The 21075-nt window shown below is 71.3% G+C and carries 20 protein-coding genes and 1 pseudogene; 13 read left to right on the forward strand and 8 right to left on the reverse strand.

Going from position 1 to position 21075, the window contains the following annotated elements; genetic code table 11:
• Position 1: 1 nt before the first annotated feature.
• Positions 2–832, reverse strand: a complete 831-nt coding sequence (locus ACFYQA_RS07115; RefSeq protein ID WP_388913017.1) for a glycosyltransferase family 2 protein — start codon at positions 830–832, stop codon at positions 2–4.
• Positions 833–891: 59 nt separating this feature from the next.
• On the opposite strand from ACFYQA_RS07115, the gene ACFYQA_RS07120 reads away from it, so the two are divergent.
• The 4 genes from ACFYQA_RS07120 to ACFYQA_RS07135 all read left to right on the forward strand — a co-directional run bounded on the left by ACFYQA_RS07120 (position 892) and on the right by ACFYQA_RS07135 (position 3469).
• Entirely contained in the window at positions 892–1650 is a 759-nt protein-coding gene (locus ACFYQA_RS07120) for a hypothetical protein (RefSeq protein WP_388912695.1), read from the forward strand.
• An 11-nt stretch (positions 1651–1661) separates the two neighbouring features.
• Positions 1662–1811 (forward strand): hypothetical protein, encoded by a 150-nt coding sequence (locus ACFYQA_RS07125; RefSeq protein WP_388912698.1) that lies wholly within the window; start codon positions 1662–1664, stop codon positions 1809–1811.
• Positions 1808–2989: a hypothetical protein gene (locus ACFYQA_RS07130; protein WP_388912701.1), complete on the forward strand. Its 1182-nt coding sequence runs from the start codon at positions 1808–1810 to the stop codon at positions 2987–2989. Before ACFYQA_RS07125 ends, ACFYQA_RS07130 begins: the two co-directional genes overlap by 4 nt.
• A 135-nt stretch (positions 2990–3124) precedes the next feature.
• Positions 3125–3469, forward strand: coding sequence for a DUF4158 domain-containing protein (locus ACFYQA_RS07135; protein ID WP_388912703.1), 345 nt, complete (start codon positions 3125–3127; stop codon positions 3467–3469).
• A gap of 183 nt (positions 3470–3652) precedes the next feature.
• Here ACFYQA_RS07135 and ACFYQA_RS07140 read toward each other — a convergent pair whose 3' ends face one another.
• On the reverse strand, positions 3653–4825 hold the full coding sequence (locus tag ACFYQA_RS07140) for a hypothetical protein (RefSeq protein ID WP_388912706.1): 1173 nt from the start codon (positions 4823–4825) through the stop codon (positions 3653–3655).
• The gene (locus ACFYQA_RS07145) at positions 4822–5793 is read right to left on the reverse strand and encodes a 5-dehydro-4-deoxyglucarate dehydratase (protein WP_388912709.1); all 972 of its coding nucleotides are present in this window, start codon (positions 5791–5793) and stop codon (positions 4822–4824) included. Before ACFYQA_RS07145 ends, ACFYQA_RS07140 begins: the two co-directional genes overlap by 4 nt.
• Positions 5794–6007: 214 nt before the next feature.
• Between ACFYQA_RS07145 and ACFYQA_RS07150 the strand changes: the two genes are divergently transcribed.
• The 8 genes from ACFYQA_RS07150 (at position 6008) to ACFYQA_RS07185 (ending at position 13921) form a co-directional block, all read left to right on the forward strand.
• The gene (locus ACFYQA_RS07150) at positions 6008–6817 is read left to right on the forward strand and encodes an NAD-dependent epimerase/dehydratase family protein (RefSeq protein WP_388912712.1); all 810 of its coding nucleotides are present in this window, start codon (positions 6008–6010) and stop codon (positions 6815–6817) included.
• Positions 6818–7156: 339 nt separating this feature from the next.
• Positions 7157–7927 (forward strand): DeoR/GlpR family DNA-binding transcription regulator, encoded by a 771-nt coding sequence (locus ACFYQA_RS07155; RefSeq protein ID WP_386406591.1) that lies wholly within the window; start codon positions 7157–7159, stop codon positions 7925–7927.
• Positions 7928–8098: 171 nt separating this feature from the next.
• Positions 8099–9472 (forward strand): ABC transporter substrate-binding protein, encoded by a 1374-nt coding sequence (locus tag ACFYQA_RS07160; protein WP_388912715.1) that lies wholly within the window; start codon positions 8099–8101, stop codon positions 9470–9472.
• Positions 9469–10410, forward strand: a complete 942-nt coding sequence (locus ACFYQA_RS07165) for a carbohydrate ABC transporter permease (RefSeq protein ID WP_388912718.1) — start codon at positions 9469–9471, stop codon at positions 10408–10410. The genes ACFYQA_RS07160 and ACFYQA_RS07165 overlap by 4 nt, the downstream gene beginning before the upstream one ends.
• A complete protein-coding gene (locus ACFYQA_RS07170) occupies positions 10407–11270 on the forward strand; it encodes a carbohydrate ABC transporter permease (protein WP_388912721.1) in 864 nt (287 codons plus the stop codon). Before ACFYQA_RS07165 ends, ACFYQA_RS07170 begins: the two co-directional genes overlap by 4 nt.
• Positions 11267–12256: a zinc-dependent alcohol dehydrogenase family protein gene (locus tag ACFYQA_RS07175; protein ID WP_388912724.1), complete on the forward strand. Its 990-nt coding sequence runs from the start codon at positions 11267–11269 to the stop codon at positions 12254–12256. The genes ACFYQA_RS07170 and ACFYQA_RS07175 overlap by 4 nt, the downstream gene beginning before the upstream one ends.
• Positions 12257–12422: 166 nt before the next feature.
• Positions 12423–12644 carry a hypothetical protein gene (locus ACFYQA_RS07180; protein WP_388912726.1) on the forward strand — a complete coding sequence of 74 codons (222 nt, stop codon included), beginning with the start codon at positions 12423–12425 and terminating at the stop codon, positions 12642–12644.
• 74 nt (positions 12645–12718) lie between these two features.
• A complete protein-coding gene (locus tag ACFYQA_RS07185; RefSeq protein ID WP_388913020.1) occupies positions 12719–13921 on the forward strand; it encodes a TerD family protein in 1203 nt (400 codons plus the stop codon).
• A gap of 140 nt (positions 13922–14061) precedes the next feature.
• Here ACFYQA_RS07185 and ACFYQA_RS07190 read toward each other — a convergent pair.
• The 3 genes and pseudogenes from ACFYQA_RS07190 to ACFYQA_RS07200 all read right to left on the reverse strand — a co-directional run.
• Positions 14062–14331 (reverse strand): annotated as a pseudogene (locus ACFYQA_RS07190) (GntR family transcriptional regulator); the annotation flags it as partial.
• 76 nt (positions 14332–14407) lie between these two features.
• On the reverse strand, positions 14408–15865 hold the full coding sequence (locus ACFYQA_RS07195) for an alkaline phosphatase PhoX (protein WP_388912729.1): 1458 nt from the start codon (positions 15863–15865) through the stop codon (positions 14408–14410).
• 388 nt (positions 15866–16253) lie between these two features.
• The gene (locus ACFYQA_RS07200; RefSeq protein ID WP_388912732.1) at positions 16254–17687 is read right to left on the reverse strand and encodes a hypothetical protein; all 1434 of its coding nucleotides are present in this window, start codon (positions 17685–17687) and stop codon (positions 16254–16256) included.
• 446 nt (positions 17688–18133) lie between these two features.
• On the opposite strand from ACFYQA_RS07200, the gene ACFYQA_RS07205 reads away from it, so the two are divergent.
• Positions 18134–19960, forward strand: coding sequence for an endonuclease/exonuclease/phosphatase family protein (locus ACFYQA_RS07205; RefSeq protein ID WP_388912734.1), 1827 nt, complete (start codon positions 18134–18136; stop codon positions 19958–19960).
• A 90-nt stretch (positions 19961–20050) separates the two neighbouring features.
• Here the strand turns inward: ACFYQA_RS07205 and ACFYQA_RS07210 are convergent, their stop codons facing one another.
• Together ACFYQA_RS07210 and ACFYQA_RS07215 are read right to left on the reverse strand one after the other, a co-directional pair.
• A complete protein-coding gene (locus ACFYQA_RS07210) occupies positions 20051–20443 on the reverse strand; it encodes a DUF3618 domain-containing protein (RefSeq protein ID WP_388912737.1) in 393 nt (130 codons plus the stop codon).
• Entirely contained in the window at positions 20440–20811 is a 372-nt protein-coding gene (locus tag ACFYQA_RS07215) for a phage holin family protein (protein WP_388913023.1), read from the reverse strand. Before ACFYQA_RS07215 ends, ACFYQA_RS07210 begins: the two co-directional genes overlap by 4 nt.
• Positions 20812–21075 lie beyond the last annotated feature (264 nt).

Below are 21075 nucleotides of genomic sequence, written 5' to 3' on the forward strand. Positions count from 1 at the left end.
GTCAGATCACCGGGGGCCGACCGAGGCGGGCGAGGCGGAGCACAGTGCGCCAGCGCATCGGCTTCCGGCGCCCGCACTCGGTGCGCCAGCCCTCAATGAACCCGCCGAACCAGGCCCGCAGCCCGCCCAGACTGCGGGTACGGGCCAGCGTCAAGATCACCCACACCCCCAGGTAGACGGGCACCAGCACCGCCGGGAGGTGACGGCGTGCCAGGTAGACCCGGTTGCGGGCGTTGACCTGGTAGAAGAACGCGTGCCGGGCCGGGGAGGTGCGCGGGTGCTGGAGCAGCAACTGCGGCGCGTACAGCACCTTCCACCCGGCATCGACCGTCCGCCACGCCATGTCGGTCTCCTCATGCGCGAAGAAGAAGGCGTCCGGCCAACCGCCGACCTCCTCCAGCATCTTCACGGACAGCACGTGGGCGCCGCCGAGGAACCCGGTTACCAGTCCGCCGCGCATCGGGTCGCCGGCCCGCAGCCGGGGTACGTGGCGGCGCTGGGTCACCCCGGTCTCATCCGCGATACGGAAACCGACGATCCCCAGCTGTGGGTCCGCCTCGTACAGCGTGGTGATCGTGGCGAAGACGTCGTCGGCAACCAGCAGGCCGTCGTCGTCCAGGTCCAGCACCAGGTCCATGTCCCCAAGGTGCTCCAGGGCGGCGTTGCGGCCGCCGGTCACCCCCAGGTTCTCCGCGAGCTGCACCGTCTCGACCCACGGCGGCAGATCGGGCAGCGCGCACCCGTTGGCCACCACCACCGTCCGCACCGCCTGAGCCGTCTGCGAATGGACCGAGGCCAGCAGCTCCGTCAGCTCCTTGGGCCGGGTGCCCATCGTCAGGATCGCCACGCCCAGCTTCACGCCTGCCCGTACCCATCTGTGTGAAGGACGCCATGACCGATCGGACTTCGCCCGGCCGCGCCTGTCTGCATGAACTCGCTGCTCAGCGCCGACTGCCCGCCCACCAGCCGATGGACCAGATGACGCTTGAGTGGATCCCGGACAACCGGCCGGTGAACTTCGACGCCGCGCCCAGCTTCCCACGCCCGGGCCTGCTGCTCGTACCGGCCAGATCGTGGTTCACGACTCCGCGCCAGGCCGACTCCAACCACGGCATCCGCCATAACGCCCGCGTCAGCGTGCTCGCCGCGCTCCTGGCCCAGGAGTACGGGCTGGAAGACGACGACGTCGCGGCGGTGTGCGCCGCCGGGGCGGTCCACGACTGCCGACGACGCGACGACCGGACGGATGCCGGTCACGGGCGGCACGCCGCATCCTGGTTCCTCCACCACACCGACACGGTCACCGGTGCGATGAGCCGCCCGGTGGCGCCGGCCGCGCTGCACCGGGCGGCGGAAGCGATCGCCGTGCACGACGTGCCCTACGACGACTTCACCGCCCAGCAGGAGCGCGCCTACCAGGCCGCCCCGCACCTCGTCGACATCCTCAAGGCCGCCGACTGCCTGGACCGCTACCGCCTACCGCTCCAGCGGTGGTGGCCGGACCTGACCCGACTGCGCACCCCGATACCCGACTGGCTGCCCCCGGCCGCCTTCGCCCTCGTCGTACGCAGCGAGCAAGCCGCCCTCGACGGCGCCACCCACCACCACGCCCTCACCACCGCCCGTCAGAGCCTGGCCCGCGGCCAGTAGGAGACCCCTTCGTGGACACCGAACTCGACGACGCCCACACCGACTACACCAGCCCCCGCACCCGGCCCATGGCCGCCGGGTGCGCCGAGAGCGAAGACGACTGGCGCCGATACCTGCAACACGACACCCCGGCGGCCACCTGCTCGCGCACAACGCCATGACAGGATTGCTCACCAGCGGCCGGCCGATCCACCTGATGCACACCACGACGGCACTGGACGCCATCCGGTCCAGCGGACAGCTCTACGCCTCCTCCGGCTGCCTGCTCGCCGCGCTGTACTGCGCGCCGCTGACCGAGACCCCCGACGGCCTGCGCCCGCACAACCTCGGTGCCTACCTGCTGCGGACCAAACCACACACCCGCACTCTGATGATCGAGATCACGCCCGTCGGCCCGGCGCCCGCCAAGGGCATCGACTACTTGCGGCTCGGCCGCGTCCACCTGCGCACCTACCTCGATCACCGCAGCTTCCTCACCGAGGCAGAAGACACCCAGCTCCGCGGAAAAGCGGTGTACCAGATCCGTACGGCCGCCCCCTTCCTGGACACACTGCTGGCAGGCGCCGCCGGACACAGGACGGCGCCGGACGCGTTCGTGGACCGGCTCGCCGCCACCGTCGACACCTTGCCGTTCCTGGGCTACATGTACTTCGAGGTGCTCTCGGAATACCTGATGCTCCACTCCACCAGCACCGAGACGAAGACGTACGCGGCAGCTGGCGAGATGAACAACCTCCTCTACAAGCGTCTGGCGTTCTCCGCGGTCAGCGGCATGGACAAGCTGTTCGACCTGTCCCGCTTCCACCCCGACCACCAGCGCCTGTACGACCTGATCGCCGACATCGAGCCCCCTCTTGCCCCCGGAGCAGCGCAGTACACCCGAGACCGCCTCTCCCACTTATTCACCGCCCTGGCGCTCGACCCCGGCCAGGACGCGACCACCTTCACCTTCCGCGACCGAGACTTCGACAGCCTCGCCCAGGCCGCGCCGTCCCTGCTGGGACAGGCCCTCTTCCGAGAGATGCGGATCCTCCAGCGCTATCCGCAGCTCTACCTCGCCTTCGAACAGGCCAAGGCCCTGCGGGCCTGGAACTACTGGAACCACCATCAGATCACGACGCCGTTCAACGGGTTCCTCCCCAAGGGCGAGATCGACGTCAACCCCGCCTACCCCGCCGCCGGCTGCACGGTGTGGCTAGCGGAGACTTGCGAGCGGGTCCTGCTCCACCCGGTCGAGGAACTCGACGTCGTCTTCGTGCCCCGCATGGCAGACCTGGGTATGACCGCCATGCGCCGGGATGCCACGGGCAAGGCCGCCGGGCATCCGGCCGTCGCCTGAACTGGTCGACCGGCGCCATTACCAGGATCGCCTACCTCGCCGGGCGGCTTCGCCGATGTTCGTGCGCCGTGTACAGCTGCCCTTCTACCGTCCAGCCCGAATACCGATCACGGAGACATACCGAAGGGCTATGGCGTGGGGCGGGATCTGGGTCTGGACGGGGTGGTGGACCACTTCACCCTGTCCGGCGACGAGGCTGGCTGGTTACGGAACAAGACCGGTGCCACCAGACTGGGCTTCGCCGTCCAGCTGAAGTTTTTGACCTGGCGCGGCCGGTTTCCCAAGATGCGTCTGGAGCTGCCGCCCGACGCCATCGAGCACGTCGCCAAGCAGGTCGGCATCCCCGCGGCCGAGCTGGGGTTCTACGACTTCACCTCCCGTCCCCCAGGAACCGGAGCCCGAGCCGGCCGCGGCCTGACGCCAACAACACCACTCGGCCCCCTCGCCACGTCCTGGCAAGGAGGCCGACCTTTGATCTGAAAGCTACTGACGGGTTACTTGTCACCTGGTTCGCCGCTCGTTAACGGCACCCCCACCACTCTGGCGTATCCCCCCGAACGTGCTGGGTCTCGCGGCCGGCGCGGCGCTGGTCGAACTGCTCGACCACCGACTGCTGCTGATCGCCCTGGGGTGCGCACTGTCGGCGGTCGCGGTGGCCCTGTTTCAGAGTGCGGTGAGCGCCGAGCGCACCGCTTCCAGGTCGCCGTCCGACGCCAGTCCCGCGTGATACAGCCGCAGCTGCGTCGCGCCGAGGCGGCGGGCCTCGGCCGCGTCCGCGGCGAGGGTGCCGGGGCTGCCGCCCATGCCGGAGACCACGGTGAAGTTGGCGGCGAGGACGGCGTCCGGACGGTTCTCCCGCGCCTCCCGTGCGAACGGTGTCAACGGGGCGGGGCCGCCGGTGCAGGGGACGACCACGCCGTCGGCGACGGAGAGGATGTGCGCGGGGTCGACGCCGGCGTTGGCGCCGCAGTGGTACGACACCGGGTCCGCGTGCAGCAGGACCTGGAAGCCCTCGGGTGCCGCGTCGCGTACCGCCCGGACCGCCGCTTCCTGGAGCGTGCGGGCCGTCGCGTCGCGCCATGCACGCGTGGCGGCCGCCGTCTCCTCGCCGAGGAGCTTGCCGACTCCCGCCCAGCCTCCGTCGGAGGGCGCCCCCCGCCACACCGGTTCCAGGGCGGCCCGTACGGTCGCGGCCAGTTCGCCGGCGTCCAGGCCCTGAGCCCCGTAGCCCTCGCGGCAGGACGGGCAGAAGCACAGGGACATCAGGTACTGCCCGGCGTCCCCGAGGCCGACCCCTGCGGTCTTGTCGTGGGCGTGCAGATGCGCGAGTCCGTACCAGCCGAGGGATTCCAGTTCGGTGCCGCGCGCCCCGGGCCGTACCGCCGCCTCCGCGGCCAGGGCGGTCAGGTACGCGCGGGTGGCGGGCTGTGCGATGCAGGGTGCCCACGGGTAGCGGTCGCCGTAGGCGTTGACGACCGAGGTGTCCGGATGGTCGGCGCCGAGGCGGGAGTTGTGCGCGAGCACGACCCAGGTGTGCACCTTCAGGCCCGCGTCCGCGAGCGCCGCGGCGGCCTCGCCGAAGGCGTCGCCGGGGGCCCAGTCGCCAGAGGGGTACGGGCGCGGGGTGCGGTCGGCCCAGTGGGCGCCGGGCGGGTAGAGGACGGCCGCGTGCTCGGCGGTGACGATACGGTGGCGCGGGTGACGGGGGGTCAGCGCGCGCGTGGAGTGGTAGGCGGAGGCGAGGGTCGCCTGTGCCACGCCGAGCCCGACGATCCGCGCGGGGGCTTCCGGGTCCCCGTTGACGTCCCAGGGGTAGACGAACGCCGATGCCTTCACTTGGCCTCCTCGATCAGTGCGAGTCCCCGCTCGATCAGCTGAGCGAGTCGCTCGACATGATCCCCGGCCGGTTCGTCGAGCGGCGGCCGGACCTCGCCCACGTCCAGGCCGCGCAGCCGCACCCCGGCCTTGACCAGGGAGACGGCGTATCCGTGGCCCTGGTCGCGCAGTTCGACGAAGGGCCGGTAGAAGCCGTCGAGCAGGCGGTCCACGGTGGCCCGGTCGCCGGTGTGCAGGGCCCGGTGGCAGGCGAGGGCGATCTCGGGCACGAAGCAGAACACCGCGGACGAGTAGAGGGTGACGCCGAGGGCGCGGTAGGCGAGCTGGGTCTGTTCGGCGGTGGGCAGCCCGTTGAAGTACAGGAAGTCACCGGGGGCTTCGGTGCGTACCGCGCTGATGATCCGCTGCATGTGGTCGAGGTCGCCGTGGCCGTCCTTGAGTCCGACGATCCCCTCGGTGCGGGCCAGTTCGACGACGCTCTCGGGCGTGAACAGGGCGTTGTCGCGCTGGTAGACGATCACCGGCAGGGAGGTCGCGGCGGCCAGCTCCCGGTAGTGCCGCACCAGTCCGGTCTGGGGGGCCCGCACCAGGTAGGGCGGCATGGCGAGCAGCCCGTCCGCCCCGGCCCGCTCGGCGAGGGAGGCCCAGCGCACCGCGAGGCCGGTGCCGTACCCGGCGCCCGCGACGACCGGGACCCGTCCGTCGGCCGCCTCGACGGCGACCCGCACGCACGCCTCGAACTCCTCGAGCGTCAGGGCGTGGAACTCCCCGGTGCCGCAGCAGGCGAAGACGGCGGCGGCACCGGCCTCGACCCCGCCGCGCACATGGAGCCGGTAGGTCTCGAGGTCGACGGAGCCGTCGGGTCCGTAGGCGGTGACCGGGAAGAACAGCGGTCCGCTGGGGATGGCGAGTCGGGCTGCGAGGGGGGCGGCGAGAGGGGCTGGCGTCACAAGCTCTCCCAGGTCCATATTCTTGATTGACGTCTACATCTCTGAACGATGCCACGCTAGAGCGCCCCCGGGACGCCGGTCAAGCACGCCGACCCGTCACGCACCAGCCGATTCCCCCACCCCACAGGAGGGTGGGGGATACTTGACGGGCGGCGGGCCACCTCCTTACCGTGTCCACGCTTATGAATGCCGTGCGCACACATGCACGGCCGGTGACGCAAGGAGATCCTTGATGCCCGCTCCCCGCACCGTCCTGCTCACCGGTGCCGCCGGCGGCCTCGGCACCCTGATGCGGGGCCTGCTCCCGGACTACGGTTACCAGCTGCGCCTGCTCGACCTGCGGCCCGTCGAGGGGGAGCCGGACGCGATCGTGGCGGATCTGGCCGACCGGGAGGCCGTGCGCGAGGCGGTCCGCGGGGTCGACGCGATCATCCATCTCGCGGGCATCTCCCTGGAAGCCTCCTTCGAGAAGATTCTCGCGGCGAACATCGAAGGCACCTACCACCTCTACGAAGCCGCGCGCGAGGAGGGCGTGGGGCGCATCGTCTTCGCCTCCTCCAACCACGCCGTCGGCTACACCCCGCGCCCACAGGGCGACGACCCCCTCATCCCCATCGACACCCCGCGCCGCCCGGACACCTTCTACGGTCTGTCCAAGTGCTTCGGCGAGGACCTCGCCCAGCTGTACTGGGACAAGCACGGCCTGGAGACCGTCTCCGTGCGCATCGGCTCCTGCTTCCCCGAGCCGACCAGCGTGCGGATGCTCTCGGTGTGGATGAGCCCCGCCGACGGCGCCCGTCTCTTCCACGCGGCCCTGACCGCCGAGGGCGTCGGCCACACGGTCGTGCACGGCTCGTCCGACAACACCCGGCTGTGGTGGGACCTCACCTCCGCGCGGGCTCTCGGTTACGACCCGCGGGACGACTCCGAGCCGTTCGCCGCGAAGCTCGTCGCCGAGCAGGGCGAACTGGATCCGGCCGACCCGGCACAGGCACGCCTCGGCGGGCACTTCGTCACCGACCCGCCGATCTGGCCGTACTGACGGCACCGGCAGCGCCACTGCACGAAACCAGCACCACTGCACGGAATCGACGACATCCGCACGCACGGTCGTGGCGGAAAATCGACGTCCCCAGCGGCGGGCGGGCACCGAACGGGCCCGCCCGCTGCCGCATTCGGGCACCAGCGATGCCCGATTCCCCGCCCCCGACCGCCTCTCCCCCAGGTCCGAGGCGGGCATCGCCCGAGTCGAACGGGCGCAAACGGGCAGTACCGGTCACGTAACAGGCCTGGTCAGGTTCGCGTACCCGCTGTACAACTTCTCGCAAGGGCCCCAAAGGGCCCGAACGGGCAATCGACGCAGGAAGCGGGGGGTGCGGCCATGAACGACAGAACGGCCGAGGAGCGCCAGCGCGAGATCGTGCGGGTGGCGCGCGCCACCGGCTCGGTCGACGTGACGGCGCTCGCCGCCGATCTGGGCGTGGCCAAGGAGACCGTACGGCGGGATCTGCGCGCCCTGGAGGACCACGGCCTGGTCCGCCGCACCCACGGCGGCGCCTACCCCGTGGAGAGCGCCGCCTTCGAGACCACGCTCGCCTTCCGTGCCACCAGCCATGTGGCCGAGAAGCGGCGGGTCGCGAACGCGGCGGCCGAGCTGCTGGGCGACGCGGAGACGGTGTTCGTCGACGAGGGCTTCACCCCGCAGCTCATCGCCGAGGCGCTGCCCCGGGACCGGGCACTCACCGTGGTCACCGCCTCCCTGCCGGTCGCGGGCGCGCTCGCCGAGACCGGCACCGTGTCCGTCCTGCTGCTCGGTGGCCGGGTCCGCTCCGGCACCCTTGCCACCGTCGACCACTGGACGACGAAGATGCTCTCCGGTTTCGTCATCGACCTGGCGTTCATCGGCGCCAACGGCATCTCGCGCGAACACGGTCTGACCACGCCCGACCCGGCGGTCAGCGAGGTCAAGGCACAGGCGGTGCGGGCCTCCCGCCGAGTGGTGTTCGCGGGCGTCCACAGCAAGTTCGGGGCGGTCAGCTTCTGCCGGTTCGCCGACGTCGGCGTGCTGGAGGCGATCGTCACGAACACGCTGCTCCCGGCGTCCGAGGCCCACCGCTACTCCCTGCTGGGCCCCCAGGTCATCCGCGTCTGACCGGACCACGGCACCGCGGGCCGCACCACGTACCACACGATTCCCGCCGCCCACCGATTCACCAGTTCACGAGTTCACCGGTGCATCGATTCACAGCACAGAGTTCCACCCCCCGTGGGCCGACCCACCCAGGCGACGCCCGATACCTCCCCCTACGTCCAGGAGTGATCCATGCGAACCCAGAGCCGACGGAGGCCGCCGCGAGCCACACTCGCCGCGGTCGCCGCAGGGACGCTGCTCGCCCCGCTGCTCTCCGGCTGCTGGGTCGGAGCGGGCGGGGCCGGATCCGGCGGTGATGCCGTCAATGTCCTGATGGTCAACAACCCGCAGATGGTGGAGCTGCAGAAGCTCACCGCCGCGCACTTCACCAAGGACACCGGCATCAAGGTGAACTTCACCGTGCTGCCGGAGAACGACGTCCGCGACAAGATCAGCCAGGACTTCGCCAACCAGGCCGGCCAGTACGACGTCGCCACCCTGTCCAACTACGAGATCCCGATCTACGCCCGCAACGGCTGGCTCAAGGAGATGGACCCGTACGTCGGCGAGGACCCCGGCTACGACGAGCAGGACGTCCTGAAGCCGATGCGGCAGTCCCTCACCGGGGACGACGGCAAGCTCTACGGCCAGCCCTTCTACGGCGAGTCCTCGTTCCTGATGTACCGCAAGGACCTCCTCGAGCGGGAGGGCCTGACGATGCCCGCCAACCCCACCTGGCAGGAGGTGGGCGAGATCGCCGCGAAGCTCGACGGGGCCGAGCCCGGCATGAAGGGCATCTGTCTGCGCGGGCTGCCCGGCTGGGGCGAGGTCATGGCACCGCTGACGACCGTGGTGAACACCTTCGGCGGCACCTGGTTCGACGAGGACTGGAACGCCCGCCTGGACTCCCCGGAGTGGCTCGAGGCCACGAAGTTCTATGTCGACCTGGTCCGCGAACACGGTGAGGCGGGTGCCGCCCAGTCCGGCTTCGCCGAGTGCCTGAACAACACCACCCAGGGCAAGACCGCCATGTGGTACGACGCCACCTCCGCGGCCGGCTCCCTGGAATCCGCCAACTCCCCCGTCAAGGGAAAGATGGGCTACGCCCCCGCCCCCGTGGAGAAGACGGAGTCGGCAGGCTGGCTCTACACCTGGGCCTGGGGCATCCAGAACGCCTCCCGGAACCCGGACAACGCCTGGAAGTTCGTCTCCTGGGCCTCCGGCAAGGAGTACGAGCAGCTGGTCGGCGACGAGATCGGCTGGTCGAACGTCCCGGCCGGCAAGCGCGCCTCCACCTACGAGAACCCCGACTACCGCGCGGAGGCCGGGGCCTTCCAGGAGATGACCAGGAAGGCCCTCGAGCAGGCCCGCCCGGACGACCCGGGCGTGCAGCCGCGGCCCGCGCCCGGCATCCAGTTCGTCGGCATCCCCGAGTTCACGGACCTCGGCACCCAGGTCTCCCAGGAGATCAGCGCGGCCATCGCCGGACGCCAGTCCGTCGAATCGGCTCTGAAGAAGTCCCAGCAGCTCGCCGAAGAGATCTCCGAGGAGTACGAGGGACGATGACCGCCACGACAACGGCCCCCGTGGCCGCCCCGGAAACCCGCCCCGGCGGCCACCGGCGCTCCGACCGGCTGCGCGGCTGGGCCACCAGGGCCCCGCTGCTGCCCGCCCTGATCTTCATGATCGCGGTGACCCAGCTGCCCTTCGTGGCGACTCTGGTGATCTCCTTCTTCGACTGGAACTCCCTCTACCCCGACGCCCGGGAGTTCGCCGGTTTCGCGAACTACGGTGAGGTCCTCGGCGACTCCGATCTGCGCCGGTCGGTGTGGACGACGATCCTGCTGACGGTGGCGGTCGTCCTCGCCAGCCTGGTCCTCGGACTGCTGCTGGCCCTGCTGCTCGACCGGAAGTTCCGCGGCCGGGGCATCGTCCGCACCCTGCTCATCGCCCCGTTCCTGGTGGTGCCGGTGGCGGCGGCCCTGCTGTGGAAGCACGTTCTCTACAACCCCGAGTACGGCCTGTTCAACGGCCTGCTGCACTACGTCGGCGGCCCGCAGCCCGACTGGATCTCGGGCACACCGCTGCTCGCGGTGGAGGCGGCGCTGGTGTGGCAGTGGACGCCGTTCATGATGCTGATCCTGCTCGCCGGCCTGCAGAGCCGCGACCAGGAGCAGATCGAGGCGGCCCGGGTGGACGGGGCGAGCGACTGGCAGATCTTCCGCCATCTGACCCTGCCCCACCTGCGCCGCTACCTCGAACTGGGCGCCCTGCTCGGGTCGATCTACATCGTGCAGAACTTCGACGCGGTCTTCACGATCACGTCCGGCGGCCTGGGCACCGCCAACCTCCCGTACACCGTGTACCAGACCTTCTACCAGGCCCACGAGAACGGTCTGGCCTCGGCCGCCGGTGTCCTGGTGGTCATCGGCTCGATCATCATCGCGACCTTCGCCCTGCGCGTCGTGTCGTCCCTGTTCCGCGAGGAGGCGTCCCGCGCATGAGTACCGTCGCTGCACCCGACCGCGGCCGGCCGCGGACCCGGAACCGCAAGGGAGCGGGGCTCGGCCTGGTGGCCTGGCTGGCCGGCATCATCTTCTTCCTGCCGATCGCCTGGATGGCCCTGACGTCCTTCCACTCCGAGGAGGACGCGGCCACCAACCCGCCGTCCTTCGCCGCCGCCCTCACCCTGGACGGCTACCGGGAGTTCTTCGGCGCGGGCGGCGGCGCGAGCCCCTGGCCGTCGCTGATCAACTCGACGGTGGCGTCCGTGACCTCGATGATCCTGGTCCTGCTGCTCGCACTCCCGGCGGCATACGCCCTGTCCATCCGCCCGGTGAAGCGGTGGACGGACGTCCTGTTCTTCTTCCTCTCCACCAAGATGCTGCCGGTCGTGGCGGGCCTGCTGCCGATCTACCTGTTCGCCAAGAACGCCGGGATGCTCGACAACATCTGGCTGCTCGTCCTGCTCTACACCTCCATGAACCTGCCGATCGCCGTGTGGATGATGCACTCGTTCCTCTCGGAGATCCCGGTCGCGGTGATCGAGGCCGCCCAGATCGACGGGGCGCGGCTGCCGACGGTGCTGGCCCGCATCATCGCCCCGATGGCGATGCCCGGCATCGCGGCGACGGCCCTGATCTGCTTCATCTTCAGCTGGAACGAACTGTTGTTCGCCCGGGTCCTGACGGGCGTGGTCGCCGAGACCGCCCCCGTCTTCCTGACCGGCTTCATCACCAGCCAGGGCCTGTTCCTGGCCAAGGTGTGCGCCGCGTCGCTCATCATCTCCCTGCCGGTGCTCGCCGCGGGGTTCGCCGCCCAGGACAAACTCGTCCAGGGCCTGTCGTTGGGAGCCGTGAAATGAAGGCCGCCGTCATCGAGTCCGTGGGCCGGGCCGTCGTCGCCGAGGTCCCCGACCCGACGCCAGGACCCCGCGAGGTCGTCGTCGAGGTCGCGGCCTGCGGGCTGTGCGGCACGGACCTGCACATCCTGCAGGGCGAGTTCGCGCCCAAGCTGCCGATCGTGCCGGGGCACGAGTTCGCCGGCGAGGTGGTCGGCGTCGGCTCCCAGGTCACCGAGGTGTCGCTCGGCGACCAGGTCGCCGTGGACCCTTCCCTGTACTGCTACGAGTGCCGCTACTGCCGTACCGGCCACAACAACCTGTGCGAGCGCTGGGCGGCGATCGGTGTCACCACGGCGGGCGGGGCCGCCCAGTACGCGGTGGCCCCGGTGGCGAACTGCGTCAAGCTGCCCGAGCACGTCCGCACCCAGGACGCGGCCCTGATCGAACCGCTCTCCTGCGCGGTGCGCGGCTACGACGTGCTGCAGTCCCGCCTCGGCGCGCACGTCCTGATCTACGGCTCCGGAACCATGGGCCTGATGATGCTGGAGCTGGCCAAGCGGACCGGCGCGGCGAGTGTGGACATGGTGGACCTCAACCCGGCCCGCCTGGAGACCGCCCGGCAGTTGGGCGTCTCCGCCTCGGCGGCGAACCCGGACGAACTGGACCGCCCCCAGGGCTGGGACCTCGTCATCGACGCCACGGGCAACGCGGCGGCGATCCAGGACGGCCTGGAGCGTGTGTCCAAGGCCGGCACCTTCCTGCAGTTCGGCGTCGCCGACTACGCGACCCGCGTGACGATCGACCCGTACCGGATCTACAACCAGGAGATCACGATCACCGGGTCGATGGCGGTGCTGCACAGCTACGAGCGGGCGGCGGAGCTGTTCGCGACCGGTGTCCTGGACCCGGACGTCTTCATCAGCGACCGTGTGCCGCTGGACCGGTACCCGGAGGCGCTGGAGCAGTTCGCGAGGGGTGTGGGCAGGAAGATCGTGGTGGTGCCCTAGCGGGAGCCGGGCCGGCTCCCGTCGCCCCGGTCGCGCCCCCATGGGTCGGGCCCGGGTCGACGGGGCGGACGAGCGGACCTCCTGAGGACGACGGGGCCGCCGGGCAGGGGCCGCCGGGGGCGAAAACCCCTGGGCCGCCCCGCCCCCGCCCCCATATCATCCCGGCATGCCCCGACCCCACGGCTTCGCCTACGAGGCCCACGCCGACGGCAGCGTGCGCATCACCCACCACGACCGCCCCGCGACCACCCTGAACGGTGACCGCGCCGCCCGCTTCCTCACCGAGGTCGCCACCGGTGACCCCCAGCTCGTCATGGCCCGCTGGACCGGCGACTACAAGCACGGCAACGAACGCACCGCCCGCGACCACCCCCGCAACCGGGGCTGAGAGCCACTGACCCATTCGGACCACAGGTAAGGGAACGGCAAAACGCCCCCGCTCGTTCACCCGGCATGACAGCTATGACCCCCGGCTCGAACATCCCCCTTCCCACCGCCCGTGTGGCGGTGGACGTCGCCGCACCGGTGCGGCTCGACGTATCGGGCCTGCTGCTCACCGCCGACGGCAAGGTGCGCTCCGACGACGACTTCATCTTCTACAACCAGCCCGCGGGCCCCGGCGTGACCTACCGCTCCGGCGGCGGCAGCGCCCCGGACGCCATCACGATCGACACCACGGCCGTCCCGCCGGGCATCGAGAAGATCGTCGTCACCGCGAGCCCCGACGCCCAGGGCCAGACCTTCCAGGGCATCGAACCGACGGCCACCATCCGGAGCGCGGACGACAACGCCGTCCTGGCCACGTTCACTCCGCCGAGCCTCAGCGCCGAGACCGCCCTGGTGATCGTCGAGGTCTATCTGCGCAACGGCGCCTGGAAGGTCCGCGCGGTCGGCCAGGGCTACGCCAACGGCCTGGCCGGCATCGCCACCGACTTCGGCGTCACGGTCGAGGAACCGGCCGCCCCCGCCCAGCCGGCCGCCCCGGTCCAGCCGGTCACTCCCCCTCCGCCGGCCCCGCCGGTGGCCGCCCCGCAGGCTCCGCCCGCGCCCGCCGCTCCCCCGGCACCGCCCGCCGCGCCGGGCACCGGGAAGATCAACCTGGACAAGGGCCGGGTCAGCCTCCAGAAGAACCAGACCGTCTCCCTGATGAAGGGCGGGCGTCCGCTGCTCTCGCAGGTCCGGATGGGCCTCGGCTGGGAGCCGGCGTACCGGGGCAAGGACATCGACCTGGACGCCTCGGTCATCGCGTACGGCCCGCAGCGCAACCACATCGACAGCTGCTACTTCGGCAAGCTGCAGATCGTGAACGGCGCGATCAAGCACTCCGGTGACAACCTCACGGGCGAGGGCGGCGGGGACGACGAGACGATCACGGTCGACCTCGGCCGCCTCCCCATGGAGGTCTCCGGCCTGGTCTTCACGGTCAACTCGTTCTCCGGCCAGAAATTCACCGAGGTCGCCAAGGCGTACTGCCGCCTCCTGGACGCCACCACCGGCGAGGAACTGGTCCGCTTCGACCTCACCTCCGCCGAAGCGCAGACGGGCGTGATGATGGCGAAGCTGGTCCGCCAGTTCTCCGGCGAGTGGGAAATGACCGCCATCGGCGACTTCGTGAAGTCCCGCACGGTCAGGGGCATGGTCAAACCGGCCGCCCAGGCGCTGTAACAGCCGTACGTCAGCGGTCCTGGCACCGGCGGAGGTGCCGGCCCTCCCCCTCCGCCGGTCCGGATGCCTCGGCCGCGACACGCGCCGGACGCGGGACGTCGCTCGGCTCGGCGTCCCGCCGCAGGGCGCCCCGGCACAGGGCCGACGACGGCCGCCGCGTCCCGTACGTCGCGGGCGACCAGCGGGGTCACCCGCGTGTAGCGCTGCGGCCTGCTCTCCAGCAGCCCTTCGTCGACCAGCCGCGCGAACGCCTCGCGTACCGGCACCCGGGACAGCCCGAGCCGCTCGGCGATCCCGGCGTCCCGCACCACCGCGCCGGGTGCGATCTCCCCGGCCACGATGGCGTCCCGGATCGTCGCATGGGCACGATCCCTGAGCAGGGTGCGCGGCACGGGTCGCATGGTTTCCACCACTGAGATGCTGGATGTCAGCGAGCACCCCGACAAGACCACGGACCGGGCCGGCGAATTGGTTCCGGCAGTCGGTTCAGTGGCGCCTCTGGCGCTTCCAGGGGCCGGTGACGGCGAGCAGGATGCCCGGTTCCTGGATGTTGGCGTACAGGGTCTTCCCGTCGGGCGAGAAGGTGACGCCGGTGAACTCGCTGAACTCCGGCTTCTCCTCGGTGCCGATGTTCAGTTCGTTGCGGGCGACGGGGTAGGTGCGTCCGCTGTCGGTGGCGCCGAACAGGTGCTGCACGCCCTCGCCGTCCTCGGCGATGACCAGTCCGCCGTACGGGGAGACGGTGATGTTGTCCGGGCCGTCGAAGGCGCCGTCCTCGGCCGGGTTCCGGTGGACGCCGAGCAGGACCTTGAGGGTGAGGGTGCGGCGCCGGGGGTCGTAGAACCAGACCTGGCCGTCGTGCTGGACGGGGCTCTCCCCACGGGCGTACGAGGAGACGAAGTACGCCCCGCCGTCGCCCCACCACATGCCCTCCAGTTTGCGGGCACGGGTGATCTCGCCGGCCCCGAACTGCTCGCGCACGGAGACGGTCCGCGCGTCGCGGTCGGGCACGTCCACCCAGTCGACGCCGTACACCGTGCCGGTCCGGGTGGCGCGGGAGAGGTCGTCGACGAACCGGCCGCCGGAGTCGAAGCACTTGGGCGCCTGGAGGACGCCCGCGTCGTCGGCGAGGGTGCGGAACCTGCCGGGGCCGTGGCGGAAGTCCTGCGGCGGGGTCCAGCGGAAGAACAGGCCGTTGGGCTCGTCGGCGTCCTCGGTGAGGTAGGCGTGACCGCGCTTGGGGTCGATGACGACGGCCTCGTGGTCGTACCGGCCGAAGAACTTCAGGGGCTCGGGGTCGCGGTTGGCGCGCCGGTCGGCGGGGTCGACCTCGAAGACGTAGCCGTGGTCCTTGGTCATGCCGTTCTCGCCGGCCCGGTCGGAGTTCTCCTCGCAGGTGAGCCAGGTGCCCCAGGGGGTGCTGCCGCCGGCGCAGTTGTCGGCCGTGCCGGCGATGCCGACCCACTCGGCGACGCTGCCGTCGGGGCGCACCTCGACGATCGTGCAGCCGCCGGGCGCGCCCGGGTCGTAGACGAGGCCCTCGACGAGCGGGACGGGGTGCTCCGCCTCGTCGCGCGGGCCGTCCATCTCGTGGTTGTTCACGAGGAGGGTGGTGCCGCGGGGACCCTCGAAGGCGGCGGTGCCGTCGTGTTCGGCGGGGGTGTACTCGCCGGACTCCAGGCGGGTCTTCCCGCAGTGGGTGAGGATGCGGTAGGAGAAGCCGGCGGGCAGGGCGAGGACGCCGTCCGAATCGGGGAGCAGGGGGCCGTAGCCGATCGTGGGGTGCTGGTGCCGGGCCTCCTGCTGATCCTCCCCCGCGCTCTCGGCGTCGTGGGAGGCGAGGGCGCCCGGCGCGGAGGCGAGGGCGCCCACACTGCCCACCAGTGCGACACCGGCACCGGCGACCGCGGATGTCCTGGCGAAGTCCCTGCGGGTGAGCGACATGGAGCCTCCTGTGACGGTGGGGTGCCGTGAGGGGGTGACGGGTCAGGTCTCGTTCACCGTCACGCTTGCGCCCCTGCCTGAACACCGGTTGAACTCCGCGGGGCCGGCCGGCGGCCACTTCGGTGAACCACGCGCGGCCGCGTCCACTTCGCCCACCGAGCGGGGTACGCGGTCGCTTGCTGTGCTCGCCGACCGGGGTGTACGCCTGCCCGCTCCGCTCAGCTCACCGAACGGGGTGTGATGCGCCCGCTCAACGGGGGTGACGCGCCGCTCACTCCACCCGCCCACCGGGGTGCACGTCCGCCCCCGTGCACACCGACCGGGAGTGACGGGCCCGCTCCGCCATCGGCGCGGGCGCCGGCTGTCCTTTCGGCTCCTCCACCGCGAGTCAACTCCCGTGCTGTGAGCGTGCTTTGAAGGCGGCCTTGCGTGCGGCCTTGGCGATCTCCTTGTCCGGGTGCAGCCGGCCCATCGCCTCCAGCACGTCCGCCGTGGCCGGGTGCTCCACCCGCCAGGCGGTGGCGAAGAAGCCGCTGTGCTGGCGGGCCAGGCCCTCCACCAGGGCCTGCAGCTCCTCGGAGTTGCCCTCGGCCGCGAGCTGTGCGGCCACCGTGTCGATGGTCAGCCAGAAGATCATGGCCTCGGAGGGCGGCGGTACGTCCGTCGCCCCGTGCTCGGTCAGCCACACCCGGGCCAGCCCGCCGAGTTCCGCGTCGTCGAGCACTTCGCGCAGGGCGGGTTCGGCCGAGACGCCGACCAGCGCCAGCGCCTGCTGGCACTGCAGCCGCCGCAGCGGCGCGTTCTCGTCGATGCCGCGCGCGGCGGCGAGCAACTCCCGGGCTGCGTCGAGGGGTTCGCGGCGGGCGAGCCACTGCTCGGTCTCCGCGTGGGCCGCCGCCGGCGGGAAGGCGGGGGTGCGGTCGAGCAGCGCGTCGGCGCCCTTGTCCGTGAGGTCCCCGACCGCCGGGGCGTCGAATCCCGCTTCCAGCAGGCGGGCGCGCAGCCCGTACAGGCCGAGCGGGGTCAGCCGCACCACGCCGTAGCGGGTGACGTCGGTGTCGTCCTGGGGCGGGGCGGGCTCCTCGTCGCCCTCGGCCAGCAGCGCCTCGTCGACCGGCTGGTACTCCACGAGTCCGGCCGGCTCCAGCAGGCGGAACCGGTCGTCCAGCCGCATCATCGCGTCGGACACCTCCTGGAGCACGTCGTTGGTGGGCTCCGGCATGTCGTCGGGGACGATCACGGAGGCGGCCAGCGCGGGCAGCGGCACCGGCGAGCCGGCGGGCCCCGCCTCGCCGACGGTCAGCAGATACAGGTTGCCGAGGACCCCGTCAAGGAAGTCCGCCTCGGCCTCGGGGTTCCAGTCGACCGAGGAGAGGTCGAGTTCGCCGGATCCGTCCCCGGCGGCGAGGGCGTCGACGAGCCCGTCCAGGTCGGGCACGCTCGCGTCGGCGAGCACCGTCTCCAGGGCGGCGAGCCACACGGTGAGGACGTCCTGCGGCGAGCCGCCGGTGAGCAGCGCGAGGTCGGCGCCCGCGGTGACGGTGCCCTCCTCCTCGTCGACGACGTCGACGAGCCCGGCGTCCACGGCGGCGCGCCAGGCGGCACTGGCGTCGGCGGTGGCGTCCTCGCCGCTCAGCCCGAGTGCCTCGGCCGCCGCGGGCAGCTGCTCGTCGACGAGCCCGCCGCCGGCGTCGACCCGCGTTTCGGGCCCGGCCCAGCGGGCGAGCCCGGCGGCCCGGGACAGCAGCGGCGTGGACAGTGCTTCGCGCGCCAGCTCCGCTTCGGGGTGCAGTCGCGCCGGCGGCATGGAGCTGTCTGACATCGGCTGTTTCTCCTAGGGTCTGTCCGTCGGGTCACGTCGGGGGCAGCCGGCGGCAGCCGGCCGGCCGGCCCGGAGACGACTCGGCCACTCAGCCTAGACGGATTTCCGCCCAAGCCGCCCGCTTCACCTCCGCGTCACCTGCCGTGCATGGCCGAAACCTTGACAAGTGGTCTGGCCAGGCTGGAGATTGACGCGCGTAGAAATCGGCGGACAGTTGTTCACCGGAGCCGGAAGCCGACCATGGACGCCATCCGTGGAGGCCGCCCCGGACGCCACTCGTGGGCCGGCTGCGGACGCCATCCGCAGGGGCATCCTGAGAGGACGGGAGGCCACGCAGGTCGCGGGGTCCCGCCCGCAGCAGGTCACCCGCACCCCGCGCCCGCTCCACGCGTCACACGATTTTCCACCCTCGTCCCGGCACTCATCACATTCCCGGAGGGAATCCGTTGCCGAGCAAGTCGTCCGCGCGTCTCGCCGCGCTCACCGTCGCCGCCGTGTGCGCGGCGTCCACGATCACCCTCGCCTCGCCCGCGCACGCGGACTCCGTGCGCATCCACGACATCCAGGGCGACACCCGGATATCCCCGTACGCCGGGCAGCAGGTCACCGATGTGGCCGGAATCGTCACCGGCGTCCGCACCTACGGCTCGTCTCGCGGATTCTGGATCCAGGATCCGACGCCGGACGCCGACCCGGCCACCAGTGAGGGCGTCTTCGTCCACACGGGTTCGACCCCCCAGGGGGTCGCCGTCGGGGACGCCGTCACGGTCTCCGGCACGGTGTCGGAGTACGTCCCCGGCGGCACGTCCTCCGGCAACCAGGCGCTGACCGAGATCACCCGCGCCACGTTCACCGTCGTCTCCGGCGGCAACCCGGTCCCGGCCGCGACCAGGATCGACGCCAGGTCCGTCCCCGCCGCCTACACCCCGGCCGGGGACGGCGCGGCGAACGGCTCCGTCAACGCCCTGCCGCTGCGCCCCGACCGCTACGCCCTGGACTTCTACGAGTCCCTGGAGGGCATGAACGTCCAGGTCTCCGACACCAGGGTGGTCGGCGCCACCGACCCGTACGCCGAGCTCTGGGTCACGGTGAAGCCGAAGGAGAACCGCAACCACCGCGGCGGCACGGTCTACGGGTCCTACGACGACCGGAACACCGGCCGCCTGCAGATCCAGTCCCTGGGCCGGGCCGCGGACTTCCCCGACGCGAACGTCGGCGACACGCTCGCCGGCACCACCGCGGGCCCGCTGGACTTCAACCAGTTCGGCGGCTACACGCTGGTGGCGAGCGAACTCGGCACGCTGGAGAGCGGGAACCTGCGGCGCGAGTCGACGCGCGCGCAGCGTTCCGGCGAGCTGGCGGTCGCCACGTACAACGTGGAGAACCTGGACCCGTCCGACGACACGTTCGCCGCGCACGCCGAGGCGATCGTGGGCAACCTGAAGTCGCCCGACATCGTGTCCCTGGAGGAGATCCAGGACAACAACGGCGCCACCGACGACGGCACGGTGGCCGCCGACCGGACGGTGGCCCGGCTGATCGACGCGATCGAGGCGGCGGGCGGCCCGCGCTACGACTGGCGCGGGATCGACCCGGCCGACAAGGCCGACGGCGGTGAGCCGGGCGGCAACATCCGCCAGGTGTTCCTCTTCAACCCGGAGCGGGTCTCCTTCACCGACCGCGCGGGCGGCGACGCCACGACGGCCACCGGCGTCACCAAGGTGCGCGGCAAGGCGGCCCTGACGGTCTCTCCCGGCCGTATCGCCCCCGGGTCCGCGGCGTTCGAGAACAGCCGCAAGCCGCTGGCCGGCGAGTTCGTCTTCCGCGGCCGCACGGTCGTCGTGGTCGCCAACCACTTCGCCTCCAAGGGCGGCGACCAGGCCCTGACGTCGCAGTACCAGCCGCCGTCGCGCGGCTCGGAGACGCAGCGCCACCTCCAGGCGAAGGAGGTCCACGACTTCACCGCGAAGATCCTCGCCGTCCAGAAGAACGCGGACGTCGTCGTCCTCGGTGACATCAACGACTTCGAGTTCTCCACGACGACGAAGATCCTCGAGGGCCGGGGCACCCTCTGGTCGGCGGTCAAGTCCCTGCCGCGGAGCGAGCGTTACTCGTACGTCTACCAGGGCAACAGCCAGGTCCTGGACCAGATCCTGATCAGCCCGTCGATCCGCCGCGGCGGGGCGTTCACGTACGACAGCGTGCACCTCAACACCGAGTTCCACGACCAGATCAGCGACCACGACCCGCAGATCCTGCGTTTCCGCCCGTAGGGCGTGAACCGTACCGGAGGGCCGGCCGGACGCCTCCGTCCGGCCCTCCGGTACGTGCCCGCCCAGCCCCGGTGAGATCCGCTCCCGCCGTCAGTGCGTCCCGCGCCGCCGCAGCACCGCCAGCCCGGCCGTCGCCGCCAGCCCGGCCGCCGTCCCTCCGGCGACCATCACCGGCCATGGCTTCCGCGTCCCGGCCAGCCGGGCCTGCGTGGCGCTGCTCCGCAGTTGTACGGTCATCGCCCCGGCCCTGTCACGCAGATCCTCCACGCGGGCCAGCGCGTTTCTCTTGACATCCATCTTCCCGGCCAACTCCTCGACCGTGTCGCCGAGTTCGTGCCGGGTCCGCTCGATCTCCCGCCGCAGCTCGTCGGGCCCCTTGGCCCCACGGGCGGCGCCCTGCTCGGCCCCGGGCTCGATATGGGACCCGGAACCGGAATCCGCAGCCTTCGCAGGCGCGTTCACGCCGTTCACGTCCCGCGTCATCGGTGTGCCCTCCCCTTGATCTCCTCCACGTCCGCCTTCACGCTGCCCAGCGTCTGTTCCGGGGTGGCCGGCGTGGCCTTCTTGAGCTGCTCCCGGCCGAGCGCGGCCAGCACACCGGCGATCACGAACAGCACGGCCGTGATGATCAGCGCTGCCGCCCACACCGGCAGGACGAGAGAAAGCGCGGCACCCCCGGTGAAGGCCGCCGCGAGCAGGCCCGCATAGGCGAAGGCGCCCGCGCCGCCCAGCATGCCGCCGCCGCGTCCGGCCCGGCGGCCCTTCTCGGCCAACTCCAGCTTGGCCAGGGCCACTTCCTGCCGTACCAGCCGGGAGACCTGCTCGGTGGCCTGTCCGACGAGTTCGCCCACACTGTGCTCGTCATGGCTGTGCTCATCATGGCTGTGCTCGTCATGGCTGTATTCGGCACGGCTGTGGCCGTCACGGCTGCGCGTGTCGCGAACCGGCGGTCGCTCGATGGTTGCGGTCACGGTGTTCCGCCTCCTCTCGGTCGGGCTTTCCGAGTACCCGCACCGCGCGGCGCCTATCCCGAGCAGTACCCATTACCGACACTTACCAATAGCAAGTAGAAGATTTAAGTGGAGCTACACACTGATCGGGCAGAGACTATCCCC

The organism is Streptomyces sp. NPDC005774 (genome assembly GCF_042871645.1).
GTDB classification, from domain to species: domain Bacteria; phylum Actinomycetota; class Actinomycetes; order Streptomycetales; family Streptomycetaceae; genus Streptomyces; species Streptomyces pratens.